The 18,920-nt window shown below is 49.2% G+C and carries 20 protein-coding genes and 1 tRNA gene; 20 read left to right on the forward strand and 1 reads right to left on the reverse strand.

The genetic code is table 11. The annotated features are described in order from the left end of the window. Window positions 1–499 precede the first annotated feature (499 nt). Together rluC and C0068_RS11765 are read left to right on the forward strand one after the other, a co-directional pair. Window positions 500–1,453: a 23S rRNA pseudouridine(955/2504/2580) synthase RluC gene (gene rluC / locus C0068_RS11760; RefSeq protein WP_103684674.1), complete on the forward strand. Its 954-nt coding sequence runs from the start codon at window positions 500–502 to the stop codon at window positions 1,451–1,453. Further along, entirely contained in the window at window positions 1,453–2,109 is a 657-nt protein-coding gene (locus tag C0068_RS11765; RefSeq protein ID WP_103684675.1) for an HAD-IA family hydrolase, read from the forward strand. Before rluC ends, C0068_RS11765 begins: the two co-directional genes overlap by 1 nt. Here the strand turns inward: C0068_RS11765 and C0068_RS11770 are convergent. Continuing rightward, window positions 2,102–2,701 carry a Maf family protein gene (locus C0068_RS11770; protein WP_103684676.1) on the reverse strand — a complete coding sequence of 200 codons (600 nt, stop codon included), beginning with the start codon at window positions 2,699–2,701 and terminating at the stop codon, window positions 2,102–2,104. The genes C0068_RS11765 and C0068_RS11770 overlap by 8 nt on opposite strands. A gap of 142 nt (window positions 2,702–2,843) precedes the next feature. On the opposite strand from C0068_RS11770, the gene C0068_RS11775 reads away from it, so the two are divergent. From C0068_RS11775 to C0068_RS11860, 18 genes are all read left to right on the forward strand, one after another. Then, window positions 2,844–3,365, forward strand: coding sequence for a YceD family protein (locus tag C0068_RS11775; protein ID WP_103684677.1), 522 nt, complete (start codon window positions 2,844–2,846; stop codon window positions 3,363–3,365). A gap of 26 nt (window positions 3,366–3,391) precedes the next feature. Next, on the forward strand, window positions 3,392–3,571 hold the full coding sequence (gene rpmF, locus C0068_RS11780; RefSeq protein WP_103684678.1) for a 50S ribosomal protein L32: 180 nt from the start codon (window positions 3,392–3,394) through the stop codon (window positions 3,569–3,571). A gap of 8 nt (window positions 3,572–3,579) precedes the next feature. Continuing rightward, window positions 3,580–4,593, forward strand: coding sequence for a phosphate acyltransferase PlsX (plsX, locus tag C0068_RS11785; protein WP_103684679.1), 1,014 nt, complete (start codon window positions 3,580–3,582; stop codon window positions 4,591–4,593). A gap of 27 nt (window positions 4,594–4,620) precedes the next feature. Continuing rightward, entirely contained in the window at window positions 4,621–5,562 is a 942-nt protein-coding gene (gene fabD / locus C0068_RS11790; RefSeq protein WP_103684680.1) for an ACP S-malonyltransferase, read from the forward strand. A 39-nt stretch (window positions 5,563–5,601) separates the two neighbouring features. Beyond that, complete coding sequence (gene fabG / locus C0068_RS11795) at window positions 5,602–6,339, forward strand: 3-oxoacyl-ACP reductase FabG (protein ID WP_103684681.1); 738 nt, start codon at window positions 5,602–5,604, stop codon at window positions 6,337–6,339. Between the two features lie 211 nt (window positions 6,340–6,550). Beyond that, window positions 6,551–6,787 (forward strand): acyl carrier protein, encoded by a 237-nt coding sequence (gene acpP / locus C0068_RS11800; RefSeq protein ID WP_103684682.1) that lies wholly within the window; start codon window positions 6,551–6,553, stop codon window positions 6,785–6,787. 133 nt (window positions 6,788–6,920) lie between these two features. Beyond that, entirely contained in the window at window positions 6,921–8,165 is a 1,245-nt protein-coding gene (gene fabF, locus C0068_RS11805) for a beta-ketoacyl-ACP synthase II (RefSeq protein WP_103684683.1), read from the forward strand. Then, window positions 8,165–8,992 carry an aminodeoxychorismate lyase gene (gene pabC, locus C0068_RS11810; protein WP_103684684.1) on the forward strand — a complete coding sequence of 276 codons (828 nt, stop codon included), beginning with the start codon at window positions 8,165–8,167 and terminating at the stop codon, window positions 8,990–8,992. The genes fabF and pabC overlap by 1 nt, the downstream gene beginning before the upstream one ends. Further along, window positions 8,985–10,040 carry an endolytic transglycosylase MltG gene (gene mltG, locus C0068_RS11815; RefSeq protein WP_103684685.1) on the forward strand — a complete coding sequence of 352 codons (1,056 nt, stop codon included), beginning with the start codon at window positions 8,985–8,987 and terminating at the stop codon, window positions 10,038–10,040. The genes pabC and mltG overlap by 8 nt, the downstream gene beginning before the upstream one ends. After that, a complete protein-coding gene (gene tmk, locus C0068_RS11820; protein WP_103684686.1) occupies window positions 10,041–10,697 on the forward strand; it encodes a dTMP kinase in 657 nt (218 codons plus the stop codon). It abuts the gene before it with no gap. Next, the gene (locus tag C0068_RS11825; protein ID WP_158249982.1) at window positions 10,690–11,679 is read left to right on the forward strand and encodes a DNA polymerase III subunit delta'; all 990 of its coding nucleotides are present in this window, start codon (window positions 10,690–10,692) and stop codon (window positions 11,677–11,679) included. Before tmk ends, C0068_RS11825 begins: the two co-directional genes overlap by 8 nt. A gap of 53 nt (window positions 11,680–11,732) precedes the next feature. Continuing rightward, window positions 11,733–12,083 carry a PilZ domain-containing protein gene (locus tag C0068_RS11830; protein ID WP_103684688.1) on the forward strand — a complete coding sequence of 117 codons (351 nt, stop codon included), beginning with the start codon at window positions 11,733–11,735 and terminating at the stop codon, window positions 12,081–12,083. 44 nt (window positions 12,084–12,127) lie between these two features. Further along, window positions 12,128–12,904 carry a TatD family hydrolase gene (locus C0068_RS11835; protein WP_103684689.1) on the forward strand — a complete coding sequence of 259 codons (777 nt, stop codon included), beginning with the start codon at window positions 12,128–12,130 and terminating at the stop codon, window positions 12,902–12,904. A gap of 47 nt (window positions 12,905–12,951) precedes the next feature. Next, entirely contained in the window at window positions 12,952–14,070 is a 1,119-nt protein-coding gene (gene gcvT, locus C0068_RS11840; RefSeq protein WP_103684690.1) for a glycine cleavage system aminomethyltransferase GcvT, read from the forward strand. A 20-nt stretch (window positions 14,071–14,090) separates the two neighbouring features. After that, the gene (locus tag C0068_RS11845) at window positions 14,091–15,158 is read left to right on the forward strand and encodes a beta-N-acetylglucosaminidase domain-containing protein (protein WP_103684691.1); all 1,068 of its coding nucleotides are present in this window, start codon (window positions 14,091–14,093) and stop codon (window positions 15,156–15,158) included. Window positions 15,159–15,276: 118 nt separating this feature from the next. Further along, complete coding sequence (gene fadB, locus C0068_RS11850) at window positions 15,277–17,424, forward strand: fatty acid oxidation complex subunit alpha FadB (protein ID WP_103684692.1); 2,148 nt, start codon at window positions 15,277–15,279, stop codon at window positions 17,422–17,424. An 18-nt stretch (window positions 17,425–17,442) separates the two neighbouring features. Next, complete coding sequence (gene fadA / locus C0068_RS11855) at window positions 17,443–18,618, forward strand: acetyl-CoA C-acyltransferase FadA (RefSeq protein WP_103684693.1); 1,176 nt, start codon at window positions 17,443–17,445, stop codon at window positions 18,616–18,618. 183 nt (window positions 18,619–18,801) lie between these two features. Continuing rightward, window positions 18,802–18,886: transfer RNA gene (locus C0068_RS11860), tRNA-Leu, on the forward strand. The last annotated feature ends 34 nt before the right edge of the window (window positions 18,887–18,920 follow it).

Consider the following 18,920-nt stretch of genomic DNA (forward strand, 5'->3'; position numbering starts at 1 on the left):
CACTCGTGCGATCGAGCATCTTTAAGCGTTCTGATGTACGCTGCATTACCTTGTGGGTGCGGCAGTAGTTTATGCTGCGTTGCACGGGTACATCAGTGTGGCCTGTAACCTGGCCTTTATATTCCAGTTCGCTAGGGTCTATATCTTTATGATCCCGCGCTGGGCGTCTTTCATCTATTACTGTTGGGCGCTTATCTACTGCGCCAGTATTGGTAACGTTCTTTACGTCGCTTTCTCAGAGTTCTTTCACAGCCGTGGTGCAAACAAATATCGGCAGTACTATTAATTAATGTACCGACACTGCGTTAGAATGCCGCCGGTACACTGCTATTCACTGATGGAAATAAGGCTATGCGTCTTAATCGCGGTCTTTGCCTTAGTAGATGGCCGGCGGTCTTCCCTCACGTCACAGCCATGCTGTGGCGGGAACCGGACCCGGTAGCTACCGGGCGACTATATCAGTATTCAATAACTAACTCAATGAGTTACGGGAGTGTAAGTGAGTCCAGAAACTGTCATCAATCCGACTGTGCGCTTGGTGGCTGTCGAGGCTGATTATGCGGGTCAGCGTATCGATAATTTCTTAATGCGAGAATTAAAAGGCGTCCCTAAGTCACGGATTTATAACCTTTTGCGTCGTGGCGAGGTTAGGCTAAATAAGGCCCGGGTTAAGCCTGATCAAAAGCTGGCTTTTGGCGATATAGTGCGTGTTCCGCCGGTTAGGGTTGCGGTGCGCGAGGGGGTTGTAGTGCCAGGGGGCTTGGATTCCAGTCTTCGGTCCGCCGTTTTGTATGAAGACGAGGGCTTGATCATTATTAACAAGCCTTCAGGCTTGGCAGTTCATGGCGGTAGCGGTATTTCCTTAGGTTTAATTGAGGCGCTGCGGCAAATGTATCCTGAGCAGCGCAGCCTGGAATTAGTTCATCGCTTGGACCGCGATACCTCTGGCTGTGTGATGGTCGCTAAAAGGCGCAGTGTTTTAAAGCAGCTCCACGAGTTGCTAAAAGCGCGGAAGGGAGTTGATAAGCGCTATTTGGCTTTGGTGGCGGGTAAGTGGCCGGTAAGGAAGCAGCAAGTGAATGCGCCCTTGCAGAAGAATGTATTGAATTCCGGCGAGCGAATGGTACGGGTTGAGCTGGAGGGTAAGAAGTCGCTCACCGAATACACCGTAATCAGTCGTATATCTGGTGCCACCTTGGTCGAAGCGCGGCCTGTTTCCGGTAGGACTCATCAGATTAGGGTTCACTGCCAATATGCGGGTTATCCAATCCTAGGTGATGATAAATATGGTGACGATCAGGCAAATGCAAATTTTAAGCAGTTGGGCTTGAAGCGCTTGTTTCTTCACGCCCACTCTTTGGCTTTTACTTTGGATGGGCGGCGAATTAACGTTCAGGCGCCTTTGCCGCCTGATCTAGAAAAAATATTAGAAATAGGTGGTAGTGAGCTGTAATGCTTATAATTTTTGATTGGGATGGTACGATTTTAGATTCTAGCGATAAGATTGTGTTTTGCATGCAGCAGGGGGCAAGGGATTTTGGTGTTGCAGAGCGAAGTGCTGACGAGATACGAAATATAATTGGTTTGGAACTCAGCTTGGCCATAGCCTATTTGTATCCTGAGCTAGATGCGAAAGGGGTGGAGGGAATGCGCGGGCATTATGTGCGCTGCTTTATTGACGCTGATCGCAGGCCTTGCCAGTTATTCCCCGGCGTGACTGAAACGCTATATGCCCTAAAAGACGCTGGGCACGATTTGTGTGTGGCGACAGGCAAAAGTCGCCGAGGATTGGATAGGGTTTTTGCCAGCTTGGATATCTGTTCGCTGTTCAGTGCTAGTCGCTGCGCAGATGAAACTGCGTCTAAGCCCGATCCCTTAATGCTTCGCGAATTGTGCGCTGAACGTTCGGTGAACCCAAGTGATGCGGTTATGGTGGGTGACACTGAATATGACCTGGAGATGGCCAGCCGTATTGCTATGCCACGTATCGGTGTTTCTTACGGTGCCCACAGCGTAGAGCGCTTATTGCGTTGGGAGCCGCTGTCGGTGCTGGATGAGTTTTCCGAGTTATTGTCAGAAATTGAGCGACATAAGCGCTCTTTTAAATAATAGATAATCCTTCGTTTCTAAGAAACTCGCAGACTGTAATAAGGGGGAGGCCGATTAAGGCGTTGGGGTCGTCGCTCCGAATGTGCTTAAAAAGACTGATGCCTAAGCCCTCCATTTTAAAGCTGCCTGCGCAATCGAAAGCAGGCTCCTTCTTTATATACCTTTCAATTTCGCTGCTGCTTAGATTTCTGAAGTGAACAAATACCTCCGCAATGCGGTGTTGCAGTTGTTTGGTGGCGGAGTTTAATACGCAGACTCCGGTGTGAAAGACAATTTCGCGGCCTGAACAATAAGTTAATTGCTGTTTTGCGGTATCGGCATTCCCAGGTTTGCCTAAAATCACGCCGCCGGCATCGCAAACTTGATCGCCCGCGATAATAATAGCGTTGCTGTGACTTTTTGCGATCTTGTGTGCTTTTTCTATGCTTAATCGACTTGCTAGCTCCCCAGCGCTTTCACCTGAGTGGGGCGTCTCATCTATATCGGGGGAAATGCAAAGTGGGTCTAAGCCTATTTGCTGTAATAGCTTTTGCCGATATTTGGAGCCCGAGGCTAAAATTAAATAAGGGGGAACTTGGGTGCCGATTTGCATTGGAGGGGGTGTCCTGTTTGTTGGGCGTGGGCCGAATTCTGCTTGCAAACACAAGGTGTAGTGCTTTATAGCCCTAAGCCCCCAATAATACGGGTGTTTTTGCTTTGACAATAGACTGCGAAGTCCCTATGATTGCGCGCCTATGCAAAGACAGCCCCTGCCCAAGTTTGTTGATGCTCGTAAATTTGTTGCGTCTGGCATGGAAATTCATGCTTATCGACAAGTTGATGGCCTCGATCTTTTCGTTGCCGGTCTCGCCAATAACAGCGGCTCGGTAGACGTTGATTTGCGTTTTTTTCGAGATGAGCAGGGGTTTAAGTGCATACAAGGCAACGCGGTTGCGCAGGTTGAAGTTATTTGTCAGCGCTGCTTAAACCCGATGCCTATATGCATTGAAGCTGAATTTAATTTAGCTATCGTGTGGACGGATGAGCAGGCCAAGGCGCTGCCAAAATCATTGGATCCTTTGATTTTGGAAGAGGAAAGTCTAGTGCTCGCTGATTTGTTGCAAGAAGAGTTAATCATAAATACTCCCTTTGTCAGTTTTCATGACGAAGAGTGTCGCGAATTTATACCTGAGCCCGAACCGGTTGAGGTTGTTCAAGACGTAGAGGAAGGTGATAAGCCGTTTGCTATATTGGGGCAATTAAAGCCCCGCGATTAATCTTTAGTACGAGGAATTTTTAGGCCATGGCTGTTCAAAAAAGTAAAGTGACCCGTTCACGTCGCGGTCAGCGTCGTTCACATGATGCACTGACTGGTGCAACTCTGTCTGTTGATCAGACTAGCGGCGAAAAGCATCTTCGTCACAATGTGACTGCGGACGGATTTTTCCGCGGCCGCAAAGTTGTTGCTGGTAAAGACGACTAAATATTTGCGTGGCATCGCAGCTGCGATTAGCCGTTGATGCAATGAGCGGAGACCACGGTCTTCGCTCATCTATTTCTGCCTCGCTCAATGCGCTGAATCAAAATTCAGCCCTTCATATTTGTTTGGTCGGTGATGAAGCCGCCATTCGATCATCTCTACTTGCTAGCAATTACGACAGCGCGAGACTGTCAATTTGTCATAGCCCCGATGTTGTGGCCATGGACGATCTGCCCTCTAAAGCCCTTAGATACAAAAAACAATCTTCTATGTACCGTGCCCTTGAACTCCTTCGTGACGGCAATGTTGCAGGTGTTGTCAGTGCAGGTAATACCGGTGCGTTAGTGGCGATGGGGTGTATTATTTTGGATCGTTTGCCGGGTGTTCGTCGTCCAGCTATCTGTGCACCGGTTCCCGCTAAAAACGGCTATACCCTCATGCTTGATTTGGGTGCGAATATTGAGTGTGATGCTGAGCATTTATACCAATTTGCGGTGATGGGAGCGGCGCTATCTAATGCATTAGATGGGCGCGATGCACCGCGCTTGGCTTTGTTAAATGTCGGTGCAGAATTAATTAAAGGCACGTCTGTAGTAAAAGAAGCGGCCGAGCTGATATCTGCCGATTCCCGTCTCAATTACATTGGCTTTGCCGAAGGGAACGATATTTTTTCTGAAAATATCGACGTTATGGTGTGCGATGGGTTCACCGGTAATGTTGCTCTTAAGGTTTGTGAGGGCACGGCTAATTTTATACGCGGCCAATTAAAAGAAACCTTTATGAAAAGCCTGTATGGCAGGTTGGCGGCGCTGGTGGTTAAGCCGGTATTAAATGCATTTCAAAAAGACATTAATCCCGAGCGTTACAATGGCGCTGCTCTATTAGGCTTAAATGGCGTGGTCATAAAAAGCCATGGCGGTTCTAGTGTAAAAAGTTTTGAGGCAGCAATTCACCAAGCAGCGCGCGCGGTGGATGGTGATTTGACGCAGGCTATTGCTCGCCAATTACACACAACTGAATCTTAATAACTCGACGTTAAAAAGGAAGACATAATGGATACTCAGCAGCTTGCACTGGTTTTTCCAGGTCAGGGTTCTCAGAAAGTCGGTATGCTGGCCGAATTAGGTGAGTCATTTAGTATAATTAAAGACACGTTTGCAGAGGCGTCGGAAGCGCTTGCTTACGATATGTGGGATCTGATTCAGAACGGCGAGCAAGAACAGCTTAATCTTACCGAAACTACTCAGCCAGTTTTGTTGACCGCGAGCGTTGCAGTATGGCGCTTATGGTGCGAGCAGGGTGGATTGCGGCCTTCATTATTAGCAGGGCATAGTTTGGGTGAGTTTTCTGCGCTGGTGTGTGCTGGTGCCTTGAATTTTGCTGATGCGGTGCGCTTGGTACGTGCGCGTGGTCAATATATGCAAACGGCGGTACCGGTAGGTGAGGGTGCGATGGCTGCGGTATTGGGTTTGGAAGACGCGCAGATTGTCGAAATTTGCGCTCAGGCATCCGGCACTGGAGTGGTTGAGGCGGTGAATTTTAACTCGCCAGGTCAGGTGGTCATTGCTGGGCAGGTAGCGGCCGTTGATCAGGCAATTGAGCTATTGAAGGCCGCAGGCGCAAAGCGTGCCATGCCGCTACCTGTAAGCGCACCGTTCCATACGTCTTTGATGCGTCCTGCGGGCGATAAATTGGCCTTGGCACTTGCTGATATTAGCGTGCAACAACCTAACATTCCTGTTGTGCACAATGTGCATGGCAAAACCGAATCTGATCCAGCGGTGATTAAAGCTCTTTTGGTAGAGCAAATTTACAGCGCGGTTAAGTGGGTTGATTGTGTCGAAACGATGCTTGCCGCAGGAATTACTCACACAATTGAATGCGGCCCAGGCAAAGTGCTTAGCGGCTTGAATAAGCGCATTAACAAATCACTGAATTGCAGCAATATCGATTCACCAGAAAGCCTTAGCGCAGCCTTGGAATCTATCGCCTAATTTGTTGTTTGGGAAAATAAATTTATTAAGGAGTTTGGCATGACTGCAAAAATTGCATTAGTAACCGGCGCTAGCCGCGGAATAGGGCAGGCCATTGCGATTGCCGTCGGAAAAATGGGCTATACGGTTGTTGGTACAGCAACCTCGCAAAATGGCGCCGATGCTATTAGCGCTCATTTTAAAGAGTCAGGTGTTGAAGGTGTGGGCATGTTGTTGAATGTTGCCGACTCTGAGTCAGTAGAGACCGTGGTTAAGGCGATCGGCGAGCAATACGGTGCACCATCGGTATTGATTAATAATGCCGGTATTACCAAAGACAATATTATGCTGCGTATGAAAGATGACGAATGGTATGACGTTATCGATACCAACCTCAATTCGCTTTACCGTTTAAGTAAGGCATGTCTGCGCGGTATGACCAAGGCGCGTTGGGGTCGTATAGTTAATATAAGCTCTGTTGTCGGTGCGATGGGTAATGCAGGTCAAGCGAACTATGCGGCGGCTAAAGCAGGTATGGATGGCTTTACCCGTGCTTTAGCCCGTGAAATTGGCTCACGTGGTATTACCGTGAATGGTGTGGCACCGGGGTTTATCGATACCGATATGACCAAAAAGCTGGGCGATGATCAGCGTGATGCGCTAAAGACCCAGATTCCATTACAGCGTCTTGGTAGCCCAGAGGAAATCGCAGCTGTTGTTGCCTTTTTGGTAAGTGATGCTGCGGGCTACGTTACCGGTGAAACGATCCATGTAAACGGTGGCATGTATATGGCGTAAACATTTGTTCAGGAAGGGTTTTTTTGTCCTGAATGTGAATTTTTCATATTTTGCTATGCACAAGCGGCATTAGTCGCGGTAGAATGAGCGCCCAAGTGCTAGCAGTATGAAACACGATTTCGGCGGCTGCGGTTTTGTATAGGGTTTTACCCTTCTGCAAAATAAACAGCAGCCCTAAAATTTTAATTTTAATTAGGAGTCACCAACGACCATGAGTAGCATTGAAGAGCGCGTCAAGAAGATTGTTGCAGAGCAACTAGGTGTTAAAGAAGAAGATGTGTCAGAGTCTGCATCATTCGTAGAAGACCTGGGCGCGGATTCTCTGGATACTGTTGAGCTGGTAATGGCTCTCGAAGAGGAATTCGAAACTGAGATTCCTGACGAAGAAGCAGAAAAAATTACTACTGTTCGTTTAGCTATTGATTACATCAAAGAAAACCTACAGTAAGTATAATATAACGGCCTAGCCGTTTAAAAAGCCGTTTCTATGTAATGTAGGGCGGCTTTTTTTATGCCCGAACGCATAACATCCACAGGGAGAATATTGCGTATAATGGCATAAAGGGATTACGGGGGGATTTATGGCAAAAAGAAGAGTTGTCGTCACTGGCATGGGTATGATCAGCCCGCTAGGAAATTCAGTGGCAGAGACATGGCAAAACATTTTGGCAGCCAAAAGTGGTATTGCCATGATAGACCGCTTTGATGTATCTGAATTCGCTACCCGTATTGGCGGCGCAATTAAGAATTTTGACATCGCAAGCTATATGTCACCAAAAGAGGCTAAACGCTTCGATCCGTTTATCCATTATGGTGTGGCAGCAGCCGAGCAGGCCTTATCTGATTCTGGTATCGAAATTAACGACGCGAATGCTCATCGTATTGGTACTGCTATTGGCTCCGGTATCGGTGGTATTGGCTTAATTGAAAATAGCCGCGTTACCATCGACAAAAGCGGCCCCCGCAAATTGTCTCCCTTTACGGTACCCGGAGCCATTATCAATATGGTGGCTGGTGTATTAGCGATTAAACATAATTTACAAGGTCCGAGCGTCGCCATCACTACGGCGTGTACCACCGGTACTCATAATATTGGGGTCGCTGCACGGATGATTTCCTACGGCGATGCCGACGCGATGTTAGTGGGGGGCGCTGAAATGGCGACCACTCCGGTTGGCTTAGGTGGCTTTGCCGCTGCTCGAGCTATGTCTACCCGCAACGACGATCCCCAGGCAGCTAGTCGCCCCTGGGACAAACAGCGCGATGGTTTTGTTTTGGGTGACGGTGCGGGCATGTTGATGCTGGAGGAATACGAATTTGCCAAGCGTCGCGGTGCACGTATTCACGCTGAATTATTAGGTTTTGGTATGAGTTGCGATGCTTTTCATATGACATCGCCGCCAGAAGATGGCCGAGGTGCTCGCGCGGCGATGCAGAATGCACTTCATGATGCCGAATTAAATGCTGAGCAAATTGATTACATTAACGCCCACGGCACCTCAACCGTGGCTGGCGATATAGCAGAAAGTAAGGCTATTGAGCAGTTGATGGGGTCAGCCGCTGCAAAGGTGGCGGTGAGTTCAACAAAATCGATGATTGGTCATTTGCTCGGCGCTGCCGGTGCCGTTGAGGCGATATTTTCTATATTGGCTCTAAAGGATCAAGTGGCACCGCCAACGATTAATTTGGGCGAGGCTGACGATGGCTGTAACTTGAATTACGTTCCTAATACCGCCCAGCAACGCAAAATCGCTTACGTCCTGTCTAATTCCTTTGGCTTTGGCGGCACTAATGGCAGCTTATTGTTTGGTCAATTACAAAACTAATGGCAGGGGCGCTGGGCTTAACGCTGATTAATGGTCAGTTTCAAGAGCATATCTCAGCAGAAAACCGTGGTTTAGCCTACGGTGACGGCCTGTTTGAGACGATACTTGTTCGAGACTCTAGGCCATTGTGGTTGGAAGATCATTTGTGCCGGCTGTCCGAGGCTGCAAAGCAGTTAGCTATTCCCTGCGACCTCGTTAAATTAAAGCGGGATTGTGCATTATTATTGACGCGTATTGACCAGCCATTCGCAGTGTTAAAAATTGTGCTTACTCGCGGCCATGTTTCGCGGGGCTATACGCCTCATCATGCGCCCTCCGAGCGTATTGTTAGCGTGTCTAATTACACACAAAACCGCAATGCTTGGGAGCGGGGGATAGATTTAGCAATTTGCCAAACTTCGCTTTCAGAGCAGACCCAGTTGGCGGGAATTAAGCACTTAAATCGCTTAGAGCAGGTGCTCGCAGCGGAAGAGCTTTTGCGGCGCGGTTATCCCGAGGGCCTTATGATGCAGCGGGGATTAATTGTGGAAGGTAGTCGCAGCAATGTGTTTTGTGTTGCTAACGATGTCTTGATAACGCCATCCTTGAGTCAGGGTGGCGTACGCGGCATTATGCGGCAGCATATTATAAAACACGCAATTAAGCTGGGAATCGAAGTTCGCATTCGCGATATTGGTATTTCCACACTGCAGCGCGCTGAAGAGGTTTTTGTCTGTAATAGCGTTTTTGGACTTTGGCCTGTTAAAAAAATAGAGTGTATGCATAAATCCATAGGCCCAGTAAGCCGACTATTGCAGCGGGAATTTGATACCTACTTCTATGTTTAAACTATTCAAGGCTGCTTTGGCGGTCATTTTTCCGCTCATTTTGACAATGCTCGCTGCCGCGTGGTATTTGAATACCAATCTAAATAAAGAGCTGCCTTTGGCCGATGCAAGTGAAGTGTTTGTTTTGGCCCCAGGCACCGGATATTCCGCGATGATCAATCAGTTGCATCAGCGTGATTGGATAAGCAATCCGCAGCTTCTGAAGTTATATGGGCGTATAAATCCTGCGGTTGCTGAAATCAAAGCTGGGGAATACCGTTTTGAGCAGGGCATTAGCCTTGGGGAAAGTTTGGCGATGATGCGGGCTGGCGATGTTGTTCGTCATCAGCTTACCTTGTTAGAGGGTTGGACGGTCGCTCAGGTATTTATCCATTTAAATAATCAGAGCCTGTTAAAGCAGCAAGAGCTGATAAATGATGAAAGTATTTGGGAGCTGCTCGGCATTGCCGAACCGCTGTCGCCAAAACCTGAAGGCTTATTCTTCCCCGATACTTACGATTACCATCTTGGCGACGAACCTAGCGCGATTTTACTCAGGGCCTATAAGCGCTTGGAGCGTGTATTGAACGATGAGTGGCAGGCCCGCGACGCTAATCTTCCCTATAAAAGTGCTTATGAAGCACTAATTATGGCCTCGATTATTGAGAAAGAAACTGGCGTGCCTGAAGAGCGTGCTGAAATCGCTGGGGTCTTTGTGCGTAGGCTGCGATTGGGCATGCGCTTGCAAACTGATCCCACGGTTATTTATGGTTTGGGCACTAGTTTTGACGGGAATCTACGCGGCTCCCATTTGCGCGACGATGGCAATATTTACAACACCTATCGCCAAGTTGGCTTGCCGCCAACTCCGATTGCCTTGGCGGGGCGGGAGGCTATTCATGCGGCCTTACATCCAGCTGAGGGCGATGCCATTTTCTTTGTTGCGAAGGGCGATGGTACACATGCTTTTTCGGCAACTTTGAAGGAACATGAGGCGGCGGTGAGGCACTATCAGCTGAACCGACGCAAGGCTAATTACCGTTCCGCACCACCTGCCCCGGAGAAATAAATGAGCGAGCAAGTGAGAGGGCGTTTTATCACGGTCGAAGGCACGGAAGGTGTTGGAAAATCGACCAATATTGCGTTTATTCAAACCTTATTGGATAAGGCTAATATTCCTCATATCGTCAGTAGAGAACCGGGTGGCACACCTTTGGCTGAAGAGATTCGCAATGTGCTGGTCGTGCCTCGTGATGAGTCTATGAGTGAGCTCACCGAGTTATTGCTGGTGTTTGCAGCGCGAGCGCAACATTTAAAAAGTCTGATTGAGCCGGCGTTGGCAAAGGGTGTATGGGTGTTGTGTGACCGATTCACAGATGCCACATTTGCCTATCAAGGTGGTGGTCGCGGTTTGTCCGAGGCGGCGATAGAACAGCTACAAGAATTAGTGCAAGGTAGTTTAAGGCCAGACTGTACGCTCTTATTGGATGCGCCGGTTGATATCGGTATGGCTAGAGCCGGTGCGCGGGGCGCGCTAGATCGCTTCGAGCAGGAAAAGCAGGTGTTTTTTGACAAGGTTCGCAGTGCCTATTTGCAGCGGGTTGAGCGGGAGCCGGCTCGGTTTGCTGTGGTTGATGCCAGCGCCGAACTGGACACAGTGCAGCGTGAAATAGCGCTGGCCTTAAAACCGCTAATCGAACGCTATAATGGCGGTGCTCATGGCTGAGCCGGTGGTGGCCTATTCCTGGCAAATGAATCAATGGCAGGATTTGCAGCGCTTAATTGAATCCGGACGTTTGCCCCACGCCTTATTGCTGGCGGGCCCAGATTCCATTGGTAAGCTTAGATTTGCTAAGGCGCTGGCGGGATTTTTACTGTGTGAGTCACCTAGCAAATTAGCGGCCTGCGGTGAATGTCGAAGCTGTCATTTTCAAATTGATGCTAGCCACCCCGATTATCGGGAAATCTGTCCGGAAGAGGGCAAGCGTCAAATCGGTATTGATCAAGTACGAAGCCTGCAAAATTTTTCTGCCCAGCATGCTCACCGTGACAACGGTAAGAAAATAGTCGTTATTCATCCCGCCGAGGCGATGAATGTATTTACCGCTAATGCCTTGCTTAAAACACTAGAAGAACCAAGCGCGGGAACGCTGTTAGTGTTGGTAAGCCATAGCAGCAGCCAGCTGTTACCCACCATTCGATCACGTTGCGTTCAACTGCGGTTTGGCATACCAGATGCAGGATTAGCAGAGTCTTGGTTGCGCGATTATGTTGGCGATCAGGCTTTAGCTAATAAATTGCTAATGGAAACCGGTGGTCGCCCCTTGGCCGCTCGGCAAACTTTTGAAAATGATGGCTTGGCTCTCAGAGATCGTTACGATGCAGGCTTGCTAGCGATGTATGAGGGGCGCAAAACAGCTCTGCAAATCGCTGATGAATTGCTTGATCAGGACATTGTGCAGTTACTAGACTGGTGGTGCGCACGTTTAATGGAATTATCGCGGCATCAGCTTGCCTCCCAGCCCTTACAGTCAGAGATATGGCATTCTTTCAAAGCGCTACCCAGTAAATTGGTCATGCATACCCTGCAGCGGGGCTTGGAGTTGCGGGCCAGCTTTGCGCGTGGGGTGGCGCTGAATAAACGTTTGATTTTAGAAACGCTCTTTTTAGAGTGGATGGCCTTGTGCCAAAATCGTGCGGCATCGTAAGCATATTGGTATAGTGTCGGCACAACCGCAATTGGCTGAATGAGGTTAGATCTATGAGTGGTGCGCAAGGTGCACGTAACGGTATTTTATCTCTCACGATCAGAGACAAGGCTGTTCTCTACGCTGCGTATATGCCATTCATTCGCGACGGCGGTTTGTTCGTACCAACCACTAAGCCTTATCGAGTAGGCGACGAAGTATTTATGTTGCTTACTCTGATGGATGAGCCAGAAAAGCTGCCTATCGCCGGTAAAGTAGTGTGGATTACACCGCGGGGCGCCCAGAGTAATCGGGCAGCCGGAATAGGTGTGCAATTCGTTGGTGGCGACGGCGTTGCGAATAAAAAAATTGAATCCTATCTTGCCGGTATTATCGAGTCAGACAAGCCCACCCACACAATGTAAATTCATCGCTGACCGGTTCCGGTCGGCAAATAATTGGATATTTCATGCTCGTAGACAGTCATTGTCATCTAGATCGTATTGATTTGAAGCCCTACGGCGGTGATTTGAACTTAGCTGTTCAAGCCGCAGCTGAGCGCGGTGTTTCTAAAATGCTGTGCATTGGGATAGATCTAAATAACGCGCCTGCAGTTGTGGGTATTGCTGAGCGTTTCCCGCAGATATACGCCTCGGTTGGGGTGCATCCCTTAGATATTAGCGACGAGATCTGCTCGGTAAAAACCTTGAGCGAACTTGCCGATCACCCCAAGGTGGTTGCGATTGGCGAAACGGGCTTGGATTACTATTACAGCAGTGAGCGCAAGGAAGATCAGCAGCGTAGTTTTGCCCAGCATTTGCAGGTTTCCGCCACCTGCGGCAAACCGACAATAGTGCATACCCGTGATGCCCGCGAAGATACTTTGGCGATTATTGCTGAGCACGGCAAGCCAGAGGTGGGTGGTGTTTTGCATTGCTTTACCGAATCTTGGGAAATGGCAGAGGCGGCAATGGCGATGGGTTACTACATTTCCTTCTCGGGCATTATCACCTTCAAAAATGCCGACGAGCTACGCGAGGTTGTGCGGCGCGTTCCCATAGAGCGCTTATTAGTCGAAACCGACTCGCCGTATCTTGCCCCCGTGCCATACCGCGGCAAAAAGAACGAGCCCAAATACGTGGTTGAGGTGGCGGAATGTGTGGCTGAGTTAAAAGGTCTGTCCTACCAGCAGGTATTGCAGCACACCACTCAGAATTTCGAGCGGCTTTTTCCGCTAGCCAAATAAAATTTCATCTATATTTACTTGTTCATTCCAGTTTGGGAGATAGTGCATTGAGCACCGAGAGTTTGTTGCTTACCCCCTTGAATGCCTTGCATCGCGAGCTATCGGCAAAAATGGTTCCCTTTGCCGGTTATGACATGCCGGTGCAATATCCATTGGGGGTGCTGAAAGAGCATTTGCATGTACGCAGTGCCGCGGGCTTATTTGATGTTTCCCACATGGGGCAAATTAAAGTAAGTGGCAAAAATGTCGCCGCAGAGCTAGAGAAGCTCATGCCGCAGGACATTATTGGGCTACCCTTGAATCGCCAGCGCTATGGTTTGCTTACCAATGAGCACGGCGGTATTTTGGATGATTTGATGTTTGCGAACTGTGGCGATCACTATTTATTAATTGTGAATGCGGCTTGTAAGCAACAAGATTTTGCCTGGCTGAGAAAGCATCTCCCAGCTGATATAGAAATGACCATGCTCGACGATCAGGCTTTGTTGGCGCTTCAGGGGCCTCTTGCGCGCCAAGTTATGAAGCGCCTAGCGCCAGAAACGGCCACAATGACGTTTATGGATACGGCTAGCTGCGAAATCGAGGGTATTTCCTGTTGGTTAAGTTGTTCTGGTTATACCGGCGAAGATGGTTTTGAAATTTCGCTTAGCGCCGCTGACGCAGAGGCTTTGGCCCGTATATTACTGTCGCAGCCTGAGGTGGAATTTATTGGTTTAGGTGCGAGAGACTCACTGCGTTTAGAGGCAGGCTTATGCCTTTATGGCCACGATATGGACGATACAATCAGCCCGATATCTGCCAATCTCCTGTGGTCTATTTCCAAGGTTCGGCGCCCGGGTGGTGAGCGCAGCGGAGGCTACCCCGGCGCGGCGGTCATCGAAGCGCAACTTAGTCATGGTACAAAGGACAAGCGCGTACTCATCGACGTTGAAGGGCGGGCTCCGGTGCGGGAGGGTGTTGAGATTGTTGACGCCAGCGGCATTGTTGTTGGTCGCGTTAGTAGCGGTGGTTTTGGTCCCAGTATCGGGCGGCCTATGGTGATGGCGTATGTGTCCACTGCGGCCATGGATTCCGGTGATGCCATATTTGCAAGCGTGAGAGGCAAGCAAATACCGCTTACTATCAGGCAGTCGCCCTTTGTAGAGCAGCGTTATTATCGCGGATAATTTCTAAACTGTGGGGCTCTATGAGTAAACCTTTTACGCGGTCGATTATTGAAGGTTTTTATGGTCGCCAATGGAGCTGGGTGCAACGTTTTGCGTTGCCGGAATTACTTGCACAATGGCAGTACGCGAGTTACATCTACGCGCCAAAAGGCGATGCGAGTCTGCGCAATAACTGGGCACAGCCATTTACTACAAGCCATCGCGCGAATTTAGAAAACCTTGCGCAGCATTGCCACGCCGCTGGATTGAAGTGGGGGCTGGGCTTGTCACCGGTAGGTTTGCAAGCTGAGTACGATGTTGATAAACAGCTTGCACTAGAAAATAAAATTAAAGAAATTCAATCTCTTAAACCCGATATATTATGGGTTTTATTCGATGATCTGCCCGCAGGAAACCGGCATTTAGCGCGAAATCAGATCGCAGTGGTCAATGATATTCAGCGCTTAATGCCTGGCGTCGAGTTGGCGATGTGCCCAAGTTATTACAGTTTCGATCCCATATTGGAGGAGCTGTTTGGCGCCTGTCCTGAAAATTATTTCAAGGATTTGAATGCGGGACTTTCTCAAGAAGTTGAGCTGCTGTGGACGGGGAATCGCGTCATCAGTAGCGGCTATTCAGCAGAGGACTGCCGCCGTGCGACGGAGGTTTTGGGCAGAAAACCCTTGATTTGGGATAACTATCCCGTCAATGACGGCCGTAAAACCAGTCGATTTTTGCATCTTGCTGCATTTGACGGGCGCCCATATGAAATGGCGCAGTGGTGCAGCGGGCATGCTATAAATCCGATGAACCAGTTTCATTTATCACTGCTCGTTTTGCCCACCCTAGCGGAGGTTTATACGAGAGAGGCGGGCTACGACCCGATAGCGGCGTTTAATAATGTATTAGAAGGTTTGCCGCCGGCACTTTCCGAACTGTTAAAACGTGACGCTGGCTTATTTCAGTATTCTGGCCTAGATGCCATGAACCTTGAGCAAAAACAAAACCTAATTAAAACATACAGTGAAATACAGCATCCGGTAGCCAACGAAATTTGCGCATGGTTGCAGGAGGAGTACCGTTTCGATCCGGCGTGTTTAACGGATTAAATTGCGGCTTTGCTTGCCAAGAATTTCCGAATACGGTAGTTTTAGCATCCAATGTTTACATGGTAAACATGAAATATATGGCAAATGCCGCCGCCACCACTCACTTTGAGGAAATAAAATGATTTATCAAGGCAAGGCGTTAACTGCAAAGTACCTAGAAGAAGGCATTGCGGAACTCTGTTTCGACCTAGAGGGCGATTCAGTAAACAAATTTAATCGCGTAACCCTGCAAGAGTTGGGCGAAGCGACTGCGGCTTTAGCGGCCGAGCCCAAGTTGACCGGTGTTCTTGTTACCAGCGGTAAATCAGTATTCATCGTTGGTGCAGACATCACCGAGTTTACCGAATTATTTAAATTGCCAGATGCGGATTTGCGCGATTGGGCAAGCAAGGCTAATGATGTGTTTAATGCCTTTGAGGATCTGCCTGTTCCAACCGTAGTGGCCATCAATGGTGTCGCTCTGGGTGGCGGTTTTGAAATGTGTTTGGCCTGTGACTTCCGCGTGATGTCATCAGCGGCGATAGTGGGATTGCCAGAGGTGAAGCTGGGTATTAATCCAGGCTTTGGCGGCACAGTGCGCTTGCCCCGTGTTATCGGTTGCGATAACGCAATGATGTGGGTGGCGACCGGTAATCATCAGAAGCCAGATGCGGCACTTAAAGACGGCGGTGTTGATGCCGTAGTTGCCCCGGATGCGCTTCGCGATGCGTCGCTAGATCTGCTGAAAAACACGATTGCGGGTGAGTTTGATTACAAAGCGCGCCGCATCGAGAAAACCTCACCGGTTAAGTTAAATGACATTGAGCGCATGATGTCGTTTACAACCGGTAAGGCAATGGTTGCGCAACAGGCGGGGCGTCATATGCCAGCGCCGTTGACAGCGGCTAAATCGATGGAGCGTAACGCTGGCTTAAGTCGAGCTGAAGCCATCGAGGTTGAAATTGATCATTTTATTAAATTGGTGCGTACGCCCCAGTCTGCGGCCTTGGTCGGATTGTTTTTGAGCGAGCAGGCGGTGAGCAAGGCCGCCCGTGGCTTTGCCAAAACTGGTGGCGAGATTAAACAAGCTGCTGTTTTGGGTGCGGGCATTATGGGTGGCGGTATTGCTTATCAGTCGGCCTATAAGGGCACGCCTATTTTAATGAAAGATATCGCCGAGGCCGGTATTGAGCTGGGCATGAAGGAGGCGGGTAAATTGCTTGCCAAGCGCGTATCCCGCGGTCGGATGTCTGCTGATAAGATGTCAGCGGTACTAAATAGCATTCGCCCCTCGCTGACTTACGACGGTTTTGATAAGGCTGATGTAGTTGTCGAAGCGGTTGTCGAGAACGCCAAAGTTAAGCGTGCGGTACTTGCAGAGACAGAGAAACATATTCGTAAGGATGCGGTACTCGCATCAAATACTTCCACAATTTCTATTACTCACCTAGGCGAAGCGCTGGAGCGTCCAGAAAACTTCTGCGGTATGCATTTTTTTAACCCAGTGCACGCAATGCCACTTGTAGAGGTTATTCGCGGCGAAAAAACCAGCGATGAAACTATTGCCAAAGTTGTGAAATACGCCTTGCAGATGGGTAAAACCCCGATTGTTGTTAATGATTGCCCAGGCTTCTATGTGAACCGCGTGCTGTTCCCGTATTTTGCCGGCTTTGACATGTTGGTGAGAGATGGTGGCGACTTCCGCAAAATAGACAAGGTAATGGAAGGCTTCGGTATGCCAATGGGGCCTGCCTATCTTATGGACGTTGTGGGTATCGACACCGGCTACCACGCTGCGGAAGTCATGGCTGAAGGTTTCCCTGACCGTATGCGTCACGGTTTTACCGGTATTTCGCAACTTATGTTTGAAGCCAAACGCTATGGCCAGAAAAACGGTATTGGCTTTTATCGCTACGAAGAGGATGCCAAGGGCAAGCCCAAGAAGTGCGAGGACGACACCGCGCTGGCAATGGCTGAATCCGCTAAGCAATCTGCCGTGGAATTGTCTGATGATGACATTATCGCGCGCATGATGATCCCCATGTGTATTGAAACAGTACGCTGCATTGATGAGGGTATTTTACGAGATCCGGCTGATGCTGATATGGGTTTGATTATGGGGATTGGTTTCCCTGTATTCCGCGGTGGCGCATTGCGCTATATCGACCAAATGGGTGTGAAAGCGTTTTGTGAAATGGCCGATCGCTATGCGGCGCTTGGGCCTTTATATCACCCAACAGAAAGCCTTCGCCAAATGGCGGCAAATGGCGACTCTTTTTTTAAATAATCGGGCGGAGACTCAACCATGACTTTTAAAGCAAATGATGTAGTAATTGTCGATTGCGCCCGTACTCCTATGGGGCGTTCAAAAAACGGTGTATTTAGGAATGTGCGTGCAGAGAATATGTCTGCTGCGCTAATCGACGGCCTATTGGCTCGTAATGCCGGTATTGATCCCGCTTTGTTTGAAGATGTGATTTGGGGCTGCGTAAATCAGACCAATGAGCAGGGCTGGAATATTGCGCGGATGATTTCGGTCATGACCAAGCTGCCCCATGAAGTTGCTGGGCAAACGGTAAGCCGTTTATGCGGTTCGTCGATGTCTGCATTGCATACCGCTGCGCAAGCGATCATGAGTGGGTTTGGTGATACGTTTATGGTCGGCGGTGTTGAGCATATGGGGCATTTGGCCATGAATCACGGCGTTGATCCCAATCCGCAGGCTAGCAAATACGTAGCGCGGGCGGCGGGCATGATGGGTATGACCGCTGAAGCGCTTTCTATGATGCATGGCATCGGTCGCGAGCAGCAGGATGAGTTTGGTCTGCGCTCACATTTGCTAGCTGCAGATGCACAGGCAAATGGCCGTTTCGATAAAGAGATTATTGCTCTTGAGGGGCATGGTGACGACGGTCGTAAAATTCTGGTGAAGGCCGATACGACAATTCGCCCAGAGACGACCTTAGAAAGCTTGGCTCAGCTTCGTCCAGCGTTTGACCCTCGTAACGGTACCGTTACGGCTGGTACCAGCTCGCAAATTGCCGATGGTGCATCTGCGATGATCATGATGTCTGGTCAGCGGGCGATGGACTTAGGGCTTAGCCCCCGCGCTAAAGTCACGGGCATGGCAGTTGCGGGTGTTGATCCGTCGATAATGGGTTACGGCCCAGTGCCATCGACCCAAAAAGCGCTGAAGCGTCTCGGTATGAGCATGGATGATATCGAAACCGTTGAGCTTAATGAGGCTTTTGCCGCTCAAGCTTTGCCAGTCTTAAAAGACCTTAAGCTGCTCGACAAAATGGAAGAGAAGGTCAACTTAAATGGCGGCGCGATTGCGCTAGGTCATCCATTTGGTTGTTCTGGTACCCGGATTGTGACGACGCTGATCAATGTGATGGAGCAACGCGATACCTCGGTTGGTCTTGCTACCATGTGTATTGGTATGGGGCAGGGTATTAGTACAATTATTGAGCGGGTGTAAGTCGCCAAAAGGCCGATATTGGTGGTTTTATGCGCAATATCGGTCTTTCACAATAAATGTTTGTAGGTCTGCTTGATCGCGCCCATGTGCTGTGGCACAATCTCGTTCCTCGCGGAGCCAAGGCTTTGCGATATCATTTGTAAACCGTGATAATTCAATACCTTAAGGCGGTTTTACAAGTGTGCGGATGTGGTGAAATTGGTATACACGCCAGATTTAGGTTCTGGTGCCGCAAGGCGTGAGAGTTCGAGTCTCTCCATCCGCACCATTTCATAGAATTCTTTTAAATGGCCGCTTTGAAT

It is taken from the genome of Zhongshania marina, from assembly GCF_002915595.1.
Lineage (GTDB): Bacteria > Pseudomonadota > Gammaproteobacteria > Pseudomonadales > Spongiibacteraceae > Spongiibacter > Spongiibacter marinus_B.

What these genes read in the sequence shown, in the direction of transcription:
- tmk (WP_103684686.1), top strand. Translation starts at nt 10,041, where the DNA reads ATGAGCGAGCAAGTGAGAGGGCGTTTTATCACGGTCGAAGGCACGGAA.
- rpmF (WP_103684678.1), top strand. Translation starts at nt 3,392, where the DNA reads ATGGCTGTTCAAAAAAGTAAAGTGACCCGTTCACGTCGCGGTCAGCGT.
- C0068_RS11830 (WP_103684688.1), top strand. Translation starts at nt 11,733, where the DNA reads ATGAGTGGTGCGCAAGGTGCACGTAACGGTATTTTATCTCTCACGATC.
- C0068_RS11770 (WP_103684676.1), bottom strand. Translation starts at nt 2,701, where the DNA reads ATGCAAATCGGCACCCAAGTTCCCCCTTATTTAATTTTAGCCTCGGGC.
- C0068_RS11775 (WP_103684677.1), top strand. Translation starts at nt 2,844, where the DNA reads ATGCAAAGACAGCCCCTGCCCAAGTTTGTTGATGCTCGTAAATTTGTT.
- pabC (WP_103684684.1), top strand. Translation starts at nt 8,165, where the DNA reads ATGGCAGGGGCGCTGGGCTTAACGCTGATTAATGGTCAGTTTCAAGAG.
- C0068_RS11835 (WP_103684689.1), top strand. Translation starts at nt 12,128, where the DNA reads ATGCTCGTAGACAGTCATTGTCATCTAGATCGTATTGATTTGAAGCCC.
- C0068_RS11825 (WP_158249982.1), top strand. Translation starts at nt 10,690, where the DNA reads ATGGCTGAGCCGGTGGTGGCCTATTCCTGGCAAATGAATCAATGGCAG.
- acpP (WP_103684682.1), top strand. Translation starts at nt 6,551, where the DNA reads ATGAGTAGCATTGAAGAGCGCGTCAAGAAGATTGTTGCAGAGCAACTA.
- C0068_RS11845 (WP_103684691.1), top strand. Translation starts at nt 14,091, where the DNA reads ATGAGTAAACCTTTTACGCGGTCGATTATTGAAGGTTTTTATGGTCGC.
- mltG (WP_103684685.1), top strand. Translation starts at nt 8,985, where the DNA reads ATGTTTAAACTATTCAAGGCTGCTTTGGCGGTCATTTTTCCGCTCATT.
- fadA (WP_103684693.1), top strand. Translation starts at nt 17,443, where the DNA reads ATGACTTTTAAAGCAAATGATGTAGTAATTGTCGATTGCGCCCGTACT.
- fabG (WP_103684681.1), top strand. Translation starts at nt 5,602, where the DNA reads ATGACTGCAAAAATTGCATTAGTAACCGGCGCTAGCCGCGGAATAGGG.
- fadB (WP_103684692.1), top strand. Translation starts at nt 15,277, where the DNA reads ATGATTTATCAAGGCAAGGCGTTAACTGCAAAGTACCTAGAAGAAGGC.
- fabD (WP_103684680.1), top strand. Translation starts at nt 4,621, where the DNA reads ATGGATACTCAGCAGCTTGCACTGGTTTTTCCAGGTCAGGGTTCTCAG.
- fabF (WP_103684683.1), top strand. Translation starts at nt 6,921, where the DNA reads ATGGCAAAAAGAAGAGTTGTCGTCACTGGCATGGGTATGATCAGCCCG.
- C0068_RS11765 (WP_103684675.1), top strand. Translation starts at nt 1,453, where the DNA reads ATGCTTATAATTTTTGATTGGGATGGTACGATTTTAGATTCTAGCGAT.